15 protein-coding genes are annotated in these 17,717 nt (G+C 30.8%); all 15 read right to left on the minus strand.

Annotated elements, in window-relative coordinates:
- Positions 1-118 precede the first annotated feature (118 nt).
- The 15 genes from BM238_RS14440 to BM238_RS12885 all read right to left on the minus strand — a co-directional run bounded on the left by BM238_RS14440 (position 119) and on the right by BM238_RS12885 (position 17,646).
- Entirely contained in the window at positions 119-295 is a 177-nt protein-coding gene (locus BM238_RS14440) for a hypothetical protein (protein ID WP_177205474.1), read from the minus strand.
- 97 nt (positions 296-392) lie between these two features.
- Positions 393-1,289, minus strand: coding sequence for a DUF3828 domain-containing protein (locus BM238_RS12820; protein ID WP_177205475.1), 897 nt, complete (start codon positions 1,287-1,289; stop codon positions 393-395).
- A gap of 128 nt (positions 1,290-1,417) precedes the next feature.
- Positions 1,418-2,686: a hypothetical protein gene (locus tag BM238_RS12825; RefSeq protein ID WP_090082005.1), complete on the minus strand. Its 1,269-nt coding sequence runs from the start codon at positions 2,684-2,686 to the stop codon at positions 1,418-1,420.
- A gap of 87 nt (positions 2,687-2,773) precedes the next feature.
- On the minus strand, positions 2,774-3,724 hold the full coding sequence (locus BM238_RS12830) for a hypothetical protein (protein WP_090082008.1): 951 nt from the start codon (positions 3,722-3,724) through the stop codon (positions 2,774-2,776).
- Between the two features lie 5 nt (positions 3,725-3,729).
- Positions 3,730-5,667: a hypothetical protein gene (locus tag BM238_RS12835; protein ID WP_090082012.1), complete on the minus strand. Its 1,938-nt coding sequence runs from the start codon at positions 5,665-5,667 to the stop codon at positions 3,730-3,732.
- 103 nt (positions 5,668-5,770) lie between these two features.
- A complete protein-coding gene (locus tag BM238_RS12840; protein WP_090082016.1) occupies positions 5,771-6,832 on the minus strand; it encodes a DUF3828 domain-containing protein in 1,062 nt (353 codons plus the stop codon).
- 51 nt (positions 6,833-6,883) lie between these two features.
- Positions 6,884-8,032, minus strand: a complete 1,149-nt coding sequence (locus BM238_RS12845; protein ID WP_090082019.1) for a hypothetical protein — start codon at positions 8,030-8,032, stop codon at positions 6,884-6,886.
- A gap of 17 nt (positions 8,033-8,049) precedes the next feature.
- A complete protein-coding gene (locus BM238_RS12850; RefSeq protein WP_090082023.1) occupies positions 8,050-10,407 on the minus strand; it encodes a hypothetical protein in 2,358 nt (785 codons plus the stop codon).
- Between the two features lie 16 nt (positions 10,408-10,423).
- Positions 10,424-10,567: a hypothetical protein gene (locus BM238_RS12855; RefSeq protein WP_177205476.1), complete on the minus strand. Its 144-nt coding sequence runs from the start codon at positions 10,565-10,567 to the stop codon at positions 10,424-10,426.
- 130 nt (positions 10,568-10,697) lie between these two features.
- Positions 10,698-11,741, minus strand: a complete 1,044-nt coding sequence (locus BM238_RS12860; RefSeq protein ID WP_143093397.1) for an SH3 domain-containing protein — start codon at positions 11,739-11,741, stop codon at positions 10,698-10,700.
- On the minus strand, positions 11,738-14,404 hold the full coding sequence (locus BM238_RS12865; RefSeq protein WP_090082028.1) for a hypothetical protein: 2,667 nt from the start codon (positions 14,402-14,404) through the stop codon (positions 11,738-11,740). The genes BM238_RS12860 and BM238_RS12865 overlap by 4 nt, the downstream gene beginning before the upstream one ends.
- Positions 14,405-14,422: 18 nt before the next feature.
- Positions 14,423-15,178, minus strand: coding sequence for a DUF4280 domain-containing protein (locus BM238_RS12870; RefSeq protein ID WP_090082032.1), 756 nt, complete (start codon positions 15,176-15,178; stop codon positions 14,423-14,425).
- Between the two features lie 4 nt (positions 15,179-15,182).
- Positions 15,183-16,214, minus strand: a complete 1,032-nt coding sequence (locus tag BM238_RS12875) for a hypothetical protein (RefSeq protein WP_090082036.1) — start codon at positions 16,212-16,214, stop codon at positions 15,183-15,185.
- 161 nt (positions 16,215-16,375) lie between these two features.
- Positions 16,376-16,816, minus strand: coding sequence for a GPW/gp25 family protein (locus BM238_RS12880; protein ID WP_090082040.1), 441 nt, complete (start codon positions 16,814-16,816; stop codon positions 16,376-16,378).
- 8 nt (positions 16,817-16,824) lie between these two features.
- Complete coding sequence (locus BM238_RS12885; protein WP_233741966.1) at positions 16,825-17,646, minus strand: lytic transglycosylase domain-containing protein; 822 nt, start codon at positions 17,644-17,646, stop codon at positions 16,825-16,827.
- Positions 17,647-17,717: the final 71 nt, after the last annotated feature.

A 17,717-nucleotide genomic window follows, 5' to 3' on the forward strand; every position in this document is an offset into this window, starting at 1 on the left:
CAACCACCAATGTTATCTTTCTCAGTTTGTTGATTATCAACACTCGACGCCGTTATGGCTTTTTCAACCGCTTCTACAATATTCTTCCACCCTTCTCCTAAAACTTCAGAAGTTTTACTTAAAATACTCTCAAAATCATCTTTTTTTGTTCTGGTGTATTTCCGTCACTCGCTTCTACCGCGCCTTTGTTTGTGGCTTTCTTATTGTCGTAAACTGCGGTAACAAAAAATTTCTTTATCGTTTTAGAATTAAAATTAAAAACCTGCATTAATAGTGGTTGCGAAGCGTATTCCATCAAATTAAACTTTACTTCTGCAATTCCGTTTTTATTTACCCGTGCTTTTTTCGGATTCTTGTATTTGTCATCATCTGAGGCGCCTTCTTCAAAAAATTCAATTTTGAATTAAATTGTGAAGAAAATTTTCAGTTACATTCTCAAATTTTATATCTCCAAAATCTTTTGAAGTTTTTGTTACAGATTTAATATCTTTATCAGGATTACTTCTATCATTGTATTCTTCTCCATATTTATACAGAATAATATTTCCATTCTCATTTACTTTGAAAGTGGTATAAGAATGTGCAATTAAAAAGTCTTTACAATATGTTTGTTCAATTGTAAAGTAATTGTTTTTTGAGACTATCCGTTGAAATCCATCTGCAGGACAATTATCATTATATGAAAATATTAAATTATCATTTTCAGAAATTTTTTGATTTCCTTTAAAAAGGATTATTGGGTTTGAATTATGTTGAACATTATCTTTATTTTTATTTTCATTTTTTTCTAAAACAGATATTTTATAGCTGTATTTTTGCAATTGTAGTTTAGCACTATCTAAAACGTAAAATTTAATATGTTCGTTTTTTTTAGAATTTTTATTAAAATTTAAATATTCATCATTCAAAATAGCATCTATTACAAAATTATTTTTTTTGCCTTTTTTTAATTGTAAATCTATGTCAGTATATTTTTCATTTTGTGTACCAAATTGTGAAAAACTCACTCTGTATTCGTTTTCATTTTGTAATGGTTCTATTTTTAAAGTTTTTCTAATTGCATTTCCATCATAATCTTGACCTTTTATAAAGGGATCATAATCTAAAATAAGATTTTCTGGGTTCGCGGTTAAACTATCTATTCTTTTCAATACTCTTTCGGAAACATATTTTTGCAACAATTTCCTGTCGTTTATAGTTTTGTCTGAACCATAGAATTTAAAATAATATTCTTTAAGTGTATTTACTGCATCTTTTGATTTAATAACACCAACTGTATCTTTTTTCAATTCAATTTTACTAAAGTTTTTTGTTTCTTGCTTGCAACTTATAAGCACAGAAATAAATATTAATAAAGAAAATAAGTTTTTCATAACAAAAATTGATTTTTTAAAATTTTAATAAATTGAGTAGAAATCTACTCATGCCATCTGTAGATTGCATATTTCTTATCGATAGAATATTGTTTTGCCACCCAAAAAGATTTTTGTTTAAAATCTGAAACCCAATTTGTTCCATTCCACATTGAGATATGACCGTAAGGATGTCCTTTAACTGATCCGAAAGCAACAATGTCACCTTTTTCTAAACTTACAGAATCTAAATTTGTTCCTACCTTAGTAAAACCATATTTTAGTAATTTATCAGAATCGTAATATTCTGTAGCGTGTCCAAATATATTTTTTATTCCACCCGCATTAATAGCCAATCTCACATATTTTGCACATTTTCCCAATGACTTTGTTTCAGCATTTACATTTAGTTTTGAAACTGCATTATCCACATCATATTCTTTTTTTGGTATTGTCGAATTAGCCTCCTCTTTTTTTACTGCTAAATCACCACAATTACATTCTTTAATTTTCAAACATTTTTCAATTTTTTCAGCATATCCAGCAATTGTTCCTGCTTTATCAGTTCCATTAATTACTCGTCTTGCATTGGTATAATCTTGTTTATTATCACTTATATATTTAGACAATTTTTTTCCAGTAAAAACACCATCTTCGCTCCCATATATCAAAATCTTCATTGCCCATTCATGCTCTGTTACTTTCGTCACGTCATTTACAAAATTTACATTAAATTTATCCTTCATTTTTTGATAATTAGTTTTCCCTGTGATTTGTACATAACCTCTACCATAATATTTTACCCCGTCTCCAGGAGAAGTATTACCAATTTCAATGGCCTTATTTTTCCTTGCTTCATTTTTTCCTAAAATTGGATCATACATCTCTTCAAAATATTTCTTTCTAACTTTCCAGCTTAACCAATTAGCTTCTTCAACAGGATTAAAGGTGTGTCCAGTTTCATGTTTTACAGTAGCTAGCATGTAAGCAATCCTATACTTATTGCAACATTTCTTTTCATTCCCATAATATTCAGAAATACTTTTGAAAACCTTTGTTAAACTATTTTTTACAACCGAAGATAGTGGTATTGCATTTCCTTTTTTGTCTTTTTGGGGGAACTCTTTCTCATAGTTTGTAACGAAATATTCTGCATCAATTATACAGCATTCATTTTTATTTTTTTCCTCCTTCTTCTCTGCTTTTTCCCCTTTCACCACCGCAGGACTTTTCCCCTCCGGCACAGAAAAAGTAGGCATTTTATCTTTTATCGCAGTACCCAAACTTTCTCCCCAATCCCAAAGTTCGTCCCATTTTTTAGAAATCGTTTCCATAATTCCGACTTCCTCTTTCTTACTTGCTGGTTTGCTTTCTGCAGGTGAACTTTTTACTGTGGGTTTTTCTTTTGGCGGGTTTTGGATTTATTTAAGAATGTATTTTGAAATAAAATTAGAATAATTGAAATCCTTTAATGTTTTTAAACCGAAGGTGCTTTTATCTAAGACGATTTTATTTTCGGATGATTCTCCAATCTCGCTTTTATAAATAATAACTTTATCAAGAATAAAAGCATTGTCTTTATTATTTTTAAATTTAAAATCTATTTTATAAATATTTTCATTTGATTTGTAAGAAGAACTAAAGAATATATTGTCTTTTTCAACTTTATAATCATAAAATGATTCTGCACCATTACCACACTCTTCACAAGGAATTGCATTGTCATTTGCAAATGATAATGAATAATTATTTTTCGTTCGTTCAATTAAAATAATCGTTTTCAGATTATCTTCTTTGTTTAATATTAAAATATAATCTTTTAACCCATCAGTATTAAAATCAAATTCATTTTTAAATAGAATATTTGAAGGATTAAATTTATTATTGATTAATACACTTTCTAAATCACCATCACTATTTTCTTTATTTTTTACATAATAATTTGAAAACTCATTCTCAATATCCAGCGAAAAAATATTTTTTACTTGTGATTCTCCTTTTTTATAAAGCAATAATGTCCAAGGTTTGTATTTAGAAATATTTATAACTTTTGTACCTATTTTTAATATTTTTCGATTATTGATATTAATTGTATCAACACCTTTTTTAATGATATAATCTCCCGCTTCAGCGGTATAAAAATTAGCATCATCTGCAACGGTATAAAAATCATCTTTATTTTTATATGAATTTTTTAAACTGTCAATATATGGTAATGTTGGATTTATAAAAATAACGATATTTTTGTCCTCAATTTTTACAGTATCAGGTTTTTTTTTTGTACTTATAGTATTTTGGGCAGAAACAATCTGTTCTTTTTTGCAACCTGATAAAAAGAAAAAATACGTGCTAATTATGATTAGGTTTTTCATGATTACTATTTTTGGTTTATTTGGGTGTGATAGCAATTGTTTTCAATTAATATTACATCTAATTCGGGACGCTTTGTCATTTCACTTAAAAATTTAGTTTTATCTTTCAAATTACCGTAAGAAATATCAAAAGTATTTACGATTTCAGGGTTTGCTAAATGTTTAGAAACAGTAGATGGTCCTAATTCATTGATTTTTTGCTCCATTAATTTTATTACTGCATCTCTCGATTTAGAAGAATTATTTACATAAACATCAATAACTCTTTGACCTGGTGCTTTATAAGTGGTCCTTTGTTCCTTTAGATTCGCTTTACAATTATCATACATAATCCTTGCCTGATCATAAGGTGTTCTTGCAGTACTTGTTATTGCTATATAATAAGTTCCTGAAGCTTCACCTACTTCTCTCAAAATATTTTTTGTTTTTTCTGATAAAGCACTTTCCTTTGCTGTTTTACCCACAAAATCTAATTGTACTTTACTATTTGATTTTTTACTTTCAACCTTATCTTTTTTACATTCTGTAACTTTGAATGCTTCAATAGCATTCTCAAAATATTTTTTGGTATGTGAGTTATTCTTATCATAACTATTTATAAAGAATCTTACATTAGGAACAGTTTCTTTTGTTTTAGATATATCCGCAATATTATAAATTGACTTTCCTTCCCAAAATGCAATAGAACTTAAAACAGCATATTTTAATTCTGCAACTTTATCATAATTTGCTTCTAAATCAACATATTCTTCTGGGAATACTTTTTTGAGAAAAACACTTGCATCATTATAGTTAGTTCTTCCAGTTAATTGAATTAAACCCTTTCCTCTGTAATTCCATCCGTCGTCTCCACCTTTATTCCCATTTTTCTTCCCATAAACAAAATTCAGCAATTGCTTTTGTGGTCTTTCAGATGCAACTGTAGATAATTTACCACTATTTACTAAATCTTTATATTTTCCAGGCCATAAATTTTTAATATTATTTTCCGAATAATAAGGTGGTGTATTTCCTTCTGTAAGTTTTTTTTCTAAAAGAGATGTTTCTGTAGCAATTTCAGATAAAAAATGTGCTTTACGCAAACAAGTGTTTATATGTAATTCTCCTTTTGTTCCTTTTCTTTTATTGATAAATTGGTTTAACAACAAAATAATATTTTTTCTGTATTCTTGGTCTTCTTTATCTCCTAATACTTTATTAACTTCATCAATTGTTATTTCTTTTTTACAATTTGGGCATTTATCATCTTTTTTATCCTCTTTTTTCACTTCCTTCACCTCCGTCGTACTTTTCCCACTCGATTTCTCCACAGTCGGCGGTTTTTCCTTAGTTGCAGTTCCTTTTCCTTCTGCCCAATCCCAAAGTTCGTCCCATTTTTTAGAAATCGTTGCCATTATACCACTTTCTTCTTTCTTACTTGCTAGTTTGCTTTCCGAAGGAGAACCTTTTGCTTTGGGCGGTACTTTTGGTTTTGATTGTTCTTTTGGGGAAGAGATTGGTATTCCTTTTACATTTACATTGTTGGTGGCGTGTTTGTTGTTTTTGTAAAACTCTACTGTTACATAAAATTCTAACTGACCATCTTGTTCGCCTCGTGAAGCTTTTAGCATTAAAGCCATTGTCAATGAAAAATCCACTGTTGCCAAACCATTTTTATTTACCCGCGCTTTTTGTGAGGCAATTGGTAGATTTTTTTCATCATGTTCTGCACCTTTTGCGTCGTCTTCCCAAAGTGTGAAAATTAACTCTTTCCCAAACATATTCACACAGTTGGCTTTGGCTCTAAGTCTTTCCATATAACTGAAAATAACTCCTTTAGTATCATCTACATAAAATAATTCTACTTTATTTATTTTTGGAATTTTGGCAGGTTTTGGGGTAATAATTAATCCGCCTCCTTCCGCATTGTAAAGATAAGCCTGCAATTTATAAGTTTCTCCCACAGAAGATTCTCCAAAAGTAAAATCGCTTCTTCCTATTTTTTTTATATTGGTTGTCGTAAATTCTCCAGAACTTCTCTTTTTAAAAGCATCTTTCTGAATGCTTTTACTTAATTTTATTTATCGTCTCAGAATTAAATTCTATAAAAGATACTTTTTTTAAGTCTCCATTCCTTAGTACTTTGTCTGGAATCACCTTATCTGGATCTCTTCTGTCTGTAAAAGATTCGCCATATTTAGTTAAAACTATTTCTTTCGTAATTTTATCATATTTAAAAGTTGTATAGCTATCTATAAAGAACCAACCAGAACCTTCCTGTTGTTCTATGGTAAAAAAATTATTTTTAATGGTTAAATTTCTAAACCCTTCAGCGGGAGAATTCGGGATGAATGTATAAATTATATTTTTATTTTTAAAGACATGGAATTTATTTTTTCCATCGGACATTAATATGTAAACTGGAGAATCTAAAGTAATTTCGTCTTCCTGCGTAAACGTTTTTATTGGCTCGAAGACAAGGAAAATATCATTGAAACCATCTCCGTTCAAATCATATTGTTTGCTTTGAATCAGTTTGTAGCTAGATTCCAATGAATTAATAATTTCTTCTTTGTTTGTTATTGTATTTGATGTATATTTATCATCATTGACAATTTTTTCCTTTGTCTTGATTGAATTAAAATTTAGATAATTATCACTTAAGATACTATAAATTAATAATTTACCGTCCTTATTTTTCTTTAGTAAAAAATCTATGTTTGTTTGCTTTTCATTTTTTTCTCCAAATAATAGAAAACTTGCCCTATATTCATTAGGATTTTCTAATGGCCTTATTTCCAATGTTTTTTTAATGACTTTTCCATCAAAATCCTGAGCGTTAATAAATGGATCATAATCTAAAATAATATTTTCGGGATTCGCGGTTAAACTATCTATTCTTTTTAATACTCTTTCGGAAACATATTTATGCATTAATCTCCTATCGTTTATAGGTTTGTCTGAACCGTAGAATGCAAAATAAAATTCTTTAAGCGTATTTACTGCATCTTTTGATTTAATAACACCTATTGAATCTTTGGTCAATTCAATCTTACTAAAGTTTTTTGTTTCTTGCTTGCAACTTGTAAGCACAGAAATAAATATTAATAAAGAAAATAAGGTTTTCATAACAAAAAGTATTTTTTCAAAATAGAATAAATCGAAACTTATTCTCAAAAGTTAATTACTTATTGGCGCTTCTTCAGCAAATTGATCACTTTCAATTACATCTTTTAAAGGTTGCAAACCATAATAATTATTTTTTTCAATAATTCTAAGTATTTCCGGCTGTGCCGCTGTAATATTATATAAGGTAGTTCCTGCATTATGCCATGCTTTATCGCTATTCATTGGTTTGAATTTATAAAAAGCCGGACTTTCTATATTTGCAACGTAGGCTACTATTTTTGCTTTTTCTTCCATTGTGAATTTTTTTGAGGGTTTCTCTTCAAAAATATTATTCACATCATCTGAAAATAAATCTGCTGCATATGAACTCAAAGCGTAGATAAATCTGTCATCATCTTTTGTAGTACTTGTTGAAACGTATTTTAAAAGTAGTTCTCTAATTATTAGTTTCCCATCACAATCTTTCACAAAGAACATTTCTCCTAATTTATCAACATTGCTGAAAGGAATTTCTGTTGAATATTGCCCATATAATTCATTTATTACCAACGCATTTATTTTTTCTTCTTTATCATAACCAAAAGTAATAAGCAAGGTTTTTAAAAATTCTTTGTCATTAATTAATAACCAAGTTAAGTCTGCTCTGCTGTCATTGAAAAAATACTTATTTCTCGCAATCGTATTTTGATCTAAATTAATTTTAAAGGTGTTATTATTTACTTCAACAATGTCGTGTAATAAAGGTAAATTAGAAATTACTTTATAATTTGGAAACGCAAAAATATGGTTATACGTGTAATCGTATTCCGTTTTTAAAATGTTATTTTCTTGATTAGAGTTCACGATATACGTTGCAAAATTGGAGTGTTTTTTTGCTCCTGCATATTTACAATCACAATTAGTTTCAAAAATTTCTCTTACCCTTTTTTCAAAATTCTCTTTATTTGGACTTTTATACCCACTGTTTTTCATTCCTTGCTCTACAATCTGCCCTCCCAATTCAATATCTGTATCGGTTAAGCGATATAAATGAGTGGTATCTGTATCTTTTTCAGAAAGTTCAATTTTTTCTTGAAGTTTCAAGTGTGTTTTTATTAGGCTTATATCCATATTTTCAGGTTTAATTTTAGTTTCTGGTTTTTTATTTTGACAACTTATTAAACTTGTGGTTGCAAAAATTAATATAATAATATTTTTCATTTTTATAAAATTATTAATTATCTATATCCCAAATGGAAATGATCCTGATGAACACTTGTTGCTTTTCCAGTTGTATTTTTTATGCCTTTTTTATAGGCATAGTTTTTAGTAAATTTCCATTTCACTCCAATAGAAATTATATTTTCTAATTCAATTACGATGTCGGCTTCACTTTTATACGCTTTCATGGCGTCTCTCCAGAAAGTTTGTCCGCCACTTGTACTTCCGGGATATCTTATATCTACATCTTTACCAGCCAAGTCATGTCCAGCATGCCCAATATTTCTTCCATCGCTTGCAGATATATCATTAAAGTAAAGAGTTTTACTATATCCATTGTAATTTGGTAATGAGTAAAAGAATCCTAATAGTGCAGCACATATTTTTTCATTAATCCAATTATCCCCGCCTTTGTCTCTTGTTCCAAATCTTCCCCAATTTGTACCAGTTTCTGGAAATGGTAATAGATTATGGCGGTTTTTTGTAAGTGTATAGGTTTTAATTTTTGTTCCTTTCATATAAACATTGTATTCATAATCATCACTATCTGGTTTTGATGTTATTTTTTTAACTTCAAAAGTATCTACATATATATCATATTGATTTTTATCTCCTTTCTTTGTTTCATCTTTTTTTCCATATATACAATCATTTACTCTAAACACTTTAGATGTTATTTCATTGAAAGCCTTTTGTTTCGGAACATGATTTAAAGATTCACCTTTTTTATTAAAAACATCATTTCCTACAATTGCACTAATTACATTTTCGTCTGATTGTCCATTTGCTTTTGCTGGCATTCCTCCTCTATGCAAATAACCCATAGAAGTTAAAACCGCTAACTCCATATTTGTTCCTACTTTTTCAAATTCTTTTAAAATATCAATATTTAGATATTTAATAGAATAAGTATTTATATTTGTATAATTTACCCTACCGGTTAACTGAACCATACCACGTCCTCTATAATTCCAGCCATCATCTCCACCGTTATTACCTAAATCCTTTCTATTACTGTAGGCAGTATTTGCAATCAATTTGGAATTGGCTGCTTGAAAAATTAAATTGCTTTTATTATACTTTGACTGTAGTAATTGAAGGTTATTTTTATCAATTCGACCATAATTAAATGCTAAATCGTTGGGAATGATATGTCCGTTTTTGTCTTTTGCTTGAAAGGCTTTGAATGGAACAGCAGGCAATGCTTCTACAGCATAATTAAATCCTTCTCCAGTTTTTAATTTGAGATTTGTACCTGCTTCTATTTTAGCTTGAGCAAAAAAATGTGCTTTATTCCAACAAGTATTCATATTAAGATCTTTCATATATTTACTGTATGCTTCAGCAGTTTCTTTTAATATACTAATATCTGCATCTGGAAATATTGTTTTTAATTGCTCTGCGGTAACTGGTATTTTGCATCTTGGACAAGTTCCGTCTTCCTTCTTATCATCTTTCTTCACCGCTTTCACCATCGCCGTACTTTTCCCAATCGGTTTCTGCACAGTCGGAGGTTTCTCCTTAGTTGCAGTTCCCTTGCTTTCTCCCCAGTCCCAAAGTTCATTCCATTTGTCAGAAATGGTGTCCATTATTCCTTTTTCCTCTTTCTTACTTGCAGGTTTGCTTTCTGCAGGAGAACCTTTTGCTTTTACAGGATTTGATGGTTTTGCTGCGGCAGGCTTTTGGGTTTGAGGAAATGGATTTTTTACATCTACATTATTTGTGGCATGTTTATTATTTTTAAAATACTCCACTGTAACGTAAAATTCCAACTGTTTTGCATCAGCCTCACCTAGCATTGCTTTTTGCATCAATGCTTTTGTAAGCGTAAATTCTGCAATCGCAAAACCCTGTGAATTTACTTTACCCGGTTTAGAATCAATAAATAGGTTTTTACTATCATGTCCAGAACCTTTCGCATCGTCTTCCCATAGTGTGAAGATAACATCTTGATGAAACATGCCGACACAATTTGCTTTGGCTCGCAGTTTTTCCATAAAACTAAAAGTCTTCCCTTTTGTATCATCTACATATAATAATTCTACTTTCGTGATCTTTGGTATTTTACTTGACGCTGGAATTACTAAAATTTCACCCACCGATTTCGCTTCAAACTCTTGGCTGAACATTTTTGGACTGGCTTTAAAAACTTCCAGTTTAAATTCCTCACCCAGCACTTTTTCTCCAAATTTGAAGGATACTTTCTGTCCCATTTTTGGAGGTTTTTTAGTGATGTTTATCCAGACACCATCTCTTTTCTTTTTCCAGATATTCCAGACGTAAGTAGCGTTAGAGGAATTAAATAGATCTATGCCGTCGCTGTACTGATAAATTTCTTCTTTTCCAACAACGGGGTTTTGTGTTCCTGTAATCATCTTTTCTTAGTTTATGTTAGTCATAATCATTAGAATAATCTTCGCTTATCTCCTCCTGGAACTCATCAAAATCCATAAATGGATTGTAAACCTGTTGCTCTTGGGAGTTAGCGTTTGCTACATTACTTTTCCCCGCTTCACTTTGCTGCCCGTGTTTCATAACAGTAATTTTTCCGCCGACCGTACACATCAGTGAAGATTTTTCTGTGAGGCAACTTTTGCAGGAACAATTCGAAATGTCAATGATCTTCTATACCAAAAAAAGCATTCTCGCGAATACTTTTTGTCTTTTAATTTGATTTTATTCTGCTTTTGTAAACGTAACCTTCTTTTCCTTCTTTTGTTTTTACTAAAAACCAGTCACCAAAATTATCCAAAACTTCAATTTTTTCACCAGTATTTATTTTCTGTAAAATTTCTGATGTTGAGTTTTTTTCTTTTCTGAGATTTGTATAGCCGTCGGGATCTTGAATGTGATTTGTTGATAATTTAATATATAAGATTTTTGATATTTGATTAATTTTCGAGTTCGCCACCAAATAACTTTCATACCCATCTGTTTTATTTTCCGCTATTTTATCTTTTGAATCTTTTTCAGTTTCTGAAAAGGTTTGAATATCCTTTTTCGAAATAATGTAGTGATTAGATATTAAAATTTTGACCGCATTATAATCTTCTTGTCTTATGGCTTCATCCATTAAATCATGTAATTTGGAACCATCAATCTTATATTTTGTGATAAAATACTGTAACCAACTGCTATCAGTATAATGTTGCAAATCAAAAAAAGTTTCATTATTTATTAATGTAGATAAATTTTTTGAATCAAAATCTTCTAATAATGGATTTTCTGTTTCATAAAGATTTAACTTCTTTTTGAAAGATTCTATTTCAGGTTTGTCTTGATTTAAATCGTTTGGTGTGAATTTTACATTCGTTCCATCATTAAATAAATCTGTAAATTCCACTACTGTTTTACTATTTGTTTCCATTGATTTTTGATTTTTTATAATGGGTGATAATGAATCTTTAATGGTGTCATATAAAAAAATATTACAATCTTCATTTATATAATAGAGATTGAGTGTAGATATATGAAATTTATCATCTACTGCTTCTTTTACAACTCTATACACTTTATTGTTTATTGTATCATTATAAATCTGATAAACAATTAATTTATTTTGTTTTTTAAGTTCTATATTATCTTTTATAACCGCTGGTAGCTTTTTTATTTTATTTAATATAACTTTATCGGAACATTTTTCTTTATCCTGTCTCTTACAAGAAGTATTTAGTATACAAAAACTAAAAAATATTATCGCTAATTTCATTTTAATTGACTTAATAGTTTTATATCTTCTTTTATTTTCTTTTTTTCTTCTGCGTCTTTTGTAGCACAAAGTTTACATTCTAACCATTTATTATAATCCTTGACAACACTTTTAAAATTATTTTTTACAGCAGTTTTATATTGTTCAGTTCCAGAAATCCCATCTCCTGCTTTACCAGTTGCATAGGGTCCAAGAGTGCCTTCATCTTCTAAACCTACTACAAAATCTTCTATAGTCATTGAGTTTGTAGTGAGTGATAAATATGCATGCGCGTATCTTTTTTCTAAAAGTTTTAAATATCCTTCAAATCCGGCATCGTCTGACGTAAATTTTGCGAAAGAACCAACATCAGATTGATATATTCCGTCGATGGTTTCATGCGTGCCTAAAGATTTTTTACCATCGTCGCCAATTCCTTTAATATTCATTGGATTATTTAATGGTGTTTTAAGACTGAAACCATTCTCTTGTCTCCTTTGAGCCACCATATATAAACCTTTAAATTTATTTGCGGCGGTATGCTCGCTTATATATTTAACAGTTTTTTCTCCAAATGAACCATAATATTTTTTTCTTCTTTCTTCTAAATTACAATCACATCCATTTATTTCTGGTAATGGATCAGTTAAAACGAAAACTTTAATTTCTTCCTTGTAATCGGAAGTTGCAACCGCAATTTTTCCATTACTTGAGTATCCTCTTCTACCATATACGCCCTTAAGTTCAGGAATAACACTTTCCAAATAATTATTTAAAGAATGATAAACAAACTTATAATTTGAAGCAGATAAATCCGACATTTCGCTTGCACAACTTGGGTGATTTGTACCGTCTGCCTTTCTAATTCCAACACAGCCAATTAAATCTTTAGATTTCCACGGATCAAGTGAAATAGAACTCCTGCTTCCTAATGACATTGCTCCATTAGAAACTTCACTCGAAATTTTTTCAACAGGCTTCATATTACTAAGGTTATTACTAACAATTCTATATCTAAAACTTTCTTTTTTAGAGTGGTTCCACGCTTGCATATATCTTATTCTATATAAAGTTGTTATTGTGTTTGGCGGAAGTGGTCCGCTTTGTCCATAGTTTTTATTATTAGTTTGGGCGTGTCTTGCAACTGTCAGGATTGTTGATTCTGCGTTTTCATGCGTATTATATTCAATATCTTGTTTTAGTTTTTTTATTGCTTCACCAACTTTAGTACCTCTATAAATATACATGTTATATAACGGAAAAGCACTTTTCCCGTTTGGTAATTTCTTACAATATAATTTACCACCTTCTTTATATTCAAGCATCCCATTATAACCACCATAATCAGGATAAGAAGTAATTTTATCGTTTTTATCAATTTTAATTTCTGTCCCTATTTCGCTGGTTATATACAGAACAGCTTCCTTACCATTACCCACAACCTTGTCAAATTTTTCTTTCGGTTTTTTCGCAACAATTGCAGGCGAAGTTTTATTGTCTTGTTTCTTTGGCACTTCATTCAATCCAACATTTATCCTGGAAGATTCTGTGGAGATACTTAAATGCTCAATTTCAATATAAAATTCTTCACTATTTCCTTCTACTTCATAACTTTCACCTTTCTCATACATCGCTTTTGTAAGTGGCACAGTGTAAAATGAAACATCTCCAGCGATTATTAATTTTTTTTCAAACAGCAAATCGTCCTTAATTGTATCATCTTCCCAAATCCTTATTTTAACAATTTTCTTTGTTAGGTTTTGGGAGGTGATTTTAATAATTGTACTTGTTCCAATTTTTGCCGAAGTTATTTTGTTCCCTTTGCTATCAACAAATTCTGCCTTTAGAACTTTGCCTTCCAGATCATTTTGCCGTTTTGTAGAATTTACGCTGGTAGGAAATTTCGCAGTGTTCGCTTTGGGTTTTGGTTTCGGTTTTTTAGAAGGAATACTTAAAGATTTTATTTCACCCACGGCTGAAATTTTATTTACCGGATTATTTATGTTTACATTTTCCGACGCTTCTATCTTAGCGTTGTATTCCGCTGTTACATAATATTCATGTTTTTTCTTTTCACCTTCCCTTTTGTTTGCTAAAGTTATATAGGTGTTGAAAAGTGTAAAATCCCAGCGGGCATTGCCTTTGCTGTCTACTAATCTGGGCGGAGATTTTGCGATAAACTGGTTTTTAGAATTGTGCCCACTTTCAGCTTCATCATCTTCCCATAATTTAAAAACAATGCTGTGCAAAGCTAAATTCTGGCACTTAGCTGTTGCTCTCAACCGATCCATGTAGCTCAATGTCTTTGTAATTTTAGAGCCATCTTGATAGGTGAGATTTATACCTAATATTTCTTTTTCAGCTTGCTGAGGATTCTCGTTTTTCTGCGGCTCTACAAAGATAGCCATCGGTTCTTTACCTTCTGCTTCATGTAAATATCCTTCTATTTTATATGAGAATTTATGAGCATCTGGTCCAAAAGTAAAATAGTTTACCCCTTTCTTTTTTATTCCTGTACTTATAAAGCCATTATCACTTTTTACATACAATTCCCAGGTTACCAAAGATTGATTTCTTTCATTATGTGGTGTTTCAGGATACCAGTCCACCACATTATAGTAAGTTTTCACTCCAACTTTTGGATTTTTATCTCCTTTAATTCTATAAACTCCTCCTTTTGACATAATTCAAAATTTTATGTTTTACCAGGCATGACGTTTGTCACTTTCTTCAATCTCCTCCTTAAACTCGTCAAAATCCATAAATGGATTGTAAATATGCTGTTCCCGTGAATCTGCGTTTGCCACATTACTTTTTCCCGCCTCACTTTGTTGCCCGTGTTTCATAACAGTAATTTTTCCGCCGACCGTACACATCAGTGAAGATTTTTCTGTGAGGCAACTTTTGCCCATTACTTTTACTTTATCGTATGTTTTTGTCCATTTTCCCGCAGGTGCGTAAGTACAGGGATTTCCGTTTTTTACAGCACAACTTCCAAAAGGAGTTGCGGGCGGGTTAAACTGCAGGTCATCTTCAGTCACAGCAAGATGATCTGCGCTTCCTTCCGCATCATTCCAATAGTGTTTCTGATGGCTTGTGACTTTAAAATTAGGAAACGTGCTTCCCTTATCACACATGGCTTTTCCCCTCGGAATCACAAAATTATAACCGTCGTGCTCGCTGCTTTTACTCTCACTTTGGTCTTCCTCTTTTTCGTCTTTTTTGTCTTCCTTCTTTTCTTCATTCGGCTCGTGCTTTTCAGCAGAACTTTCTTTGGCGGCTTCATCATCAAAACCATTCATCGGATCTACTACCTCATCTTCTTCATCTGCTCCAATTTCAGAAATATTGGCGCTGTTATCCGCAAAATCCGGTGAGAATTTTACACCGTCCGAATTAGCCGGCGACGTTTTAAAATCGTCTAATTTTCTCTCTTTGTTCTCGTCTAATTCTTCCATAACTTTAAATTTTTGAAAGTGTTATTTTCTGCTTTCTATAAATATCACCGTCCTGCAAAAGGGCAATACCTGCTTCAACTTTTAATAACTGCTTGGTTTTTTTTTCAGTCTTATATTTTAATTCGACCAAACCTACCGCAGCATCTTCCGCTCCGTCATTAAATTTTTTACCTTTTAGCAATTCCTGCAGACTACTGTTTTCCTCAATTTCTCCCTTTAAATTTATTTCAATTTCATTCTCATTTAAGTGATTAAAATTAACATTAAAGATACAATTTAAAGCAAAAGAATTTTTAACTAAATAAAATTCCTCTTTCCAAGCTGATTCTTTATAAAACCAGTCCATTTTTGGAAATAAAACCTGGTAAAGGAAAGTAGAATTGATCTGTTTTTCAAAATATTTTTCATCAGCTAAACTTTTCGCAAACTGATCCATGCGTTTTGCATAAACTTCGCCAATAAAAAAATCTTCTAATTCTTTCCTTTTTTCTACAAAAGTCTTAAGCAGTTTTTCAAATTCAAAAATCCCTGAAATCTTTCCTTCAGAAGATATTATAAAATTTATGGGTGCAATACTTTCCGCACAGGCAATAGAAAGTTCACTCATTTTATCATCCGGCTTTTCTCCGTTTTTTTTAAAATCATAACAATGAACGGAGGCAACGAAACTTTGTACAGGATTTTCCTCTAATTTTTTAAGTTGAATATCCAGCGTATAACTAATTTCCATGTTATTTTCAAAATCACTTTCATAAGTTTCTAAAACCTGATACGTTTTAACGTATAAATCTGCGGACAAAATCTTAGGTGGAACAGCATCCAAATTTTCTTTTTTGATCTGAGTCGCACTTTTATAATTTTTTGGAAGAATAATCTTTTCGATACCGACCAAACTATTAAAATACATCAAACCATTTCTCTCGCAATTTTCATTGTGAAAATCCCGAACTTCATCTCCTGTCATACCGATTTCACTACCAATTTTTGATAAGGTGTCGTTTGGCTTGACGTCGTAAATGGTGAATAATTCGTCCATACTTAAACTTTAAAGGCGAATGAAACTAGTTTTCATTTGTAGTAAATTTAAGTAAAAAATAAAAACGATTCTAGATATTGAATGGTTTTATGAAATTTGTAGTAAATCTACTACAAAGCAAAAAAATTAATTTAACGAAAAATCAGAAAATAATTTTCTTTTTAATCAATAGACATTGGACTTAAAAAAATTTCCGTTGAAAAATTATATGCTTCACCCGTAGAATCTAGCTTAGCATTTATAATTATTTTTACCTTTTTTTTAACTTCCAGAAAGCCTTTTGTTTCATAGTTATGCTCAACAAACTTAATGCTCGCCTGCACTTTTGCGCTGGTTAAGCGTGGTTCGTAATCCTCGATCTGGCGTTGCAGACTCTTTACAAAAATATTTTCCCAGCTTGAAGAAGTGACGCCGTTATCAAATTCCAGATCCCAAACATCATTGCCGTACTGCTCATCATATCTATTTTCTCCCTTTTTGGTAATGATTAGCAGCATAATATTCTGTGCAATACTTTCTGCGATGCCACAGGTATCAATATGGCCGTTGCTCATCATCATTGACAATGGATTTAGCGGTATTCTGTAATTCTCATTATCCATTTTATACTTTATTTTTTAAGTGATTCTGTAAGAATTCTGTATTTATTAATAGTGAACTTATCCATCATTTCACGTGGTAAGATCAAAACGCTTTCACCCTTTTCACCAAGATTTTTTTCGATATCGGGATTCCATTTTAAAAATTGTGTTTTATCTACACTAATGTACCTCAAAATTGCATCGATCTGAAAAGCACCGTTTATAGAAGTTTCTACAAGATCTATTTTATCTTGGTTTTTCAGCGTATTTGCCTTAAATTTTTCATAATCAACTGTTGGTTTTTTGGAAACTGATTCTTTTGTTGGAGAAGTTTTGTAATAATCAGAAAGAACCGCATCAAGTTCACCAGTTGCATAACACGCATTCAGATATTTTTGAACATGATTTTGTGTTTCTGTTGGCAAAAAACTTCTAAAATCTGTATAATTTTTAGAACCTGCTTTTTGTATTGCCCTATTAATATTTCCTTCCCCACAATTGTAGGCCGCCACAACAGTGACCCAATTATGATATTTATTGTACAAATTGATCAATGAATTTGTCACAGCTTTTGTACTTTTAAACATATCTGAACGATCTGTTTCTGTTAATCCATAATCATTGGCATGACCGGTCATAAATTGCCAAACACCCGCCGCACCTGCCGCCGAAACCTGACTTTGATCTAAACTAGATTCTATGATCGCAAGATTACGCATATGTTTGGGAATCCCCCTCGATATAAAACTATATTCTATGAAACGAACCAACTGTTTATTAGTATTAATAATATTTTGATAACGTTTAACACTCCTTTCGGAAGTATCAGTTGCCGAAAGATCTTGCGCCAAACAATTAAAATTAATAAATATTACAACAAAAAAACTAAAAAATTTAAAAAAAATAGACTTCAAAGTACTTA

The sequence above is a fragment of the Halpernia frigidisoli genome, assembly GCF_900113805.1.
GTDB lineage: Bacteria > Bacteroidota > Bacteroidia > Flavobacteriales > Weeksellaceae > Halpernia > Halpernia frigidisoli.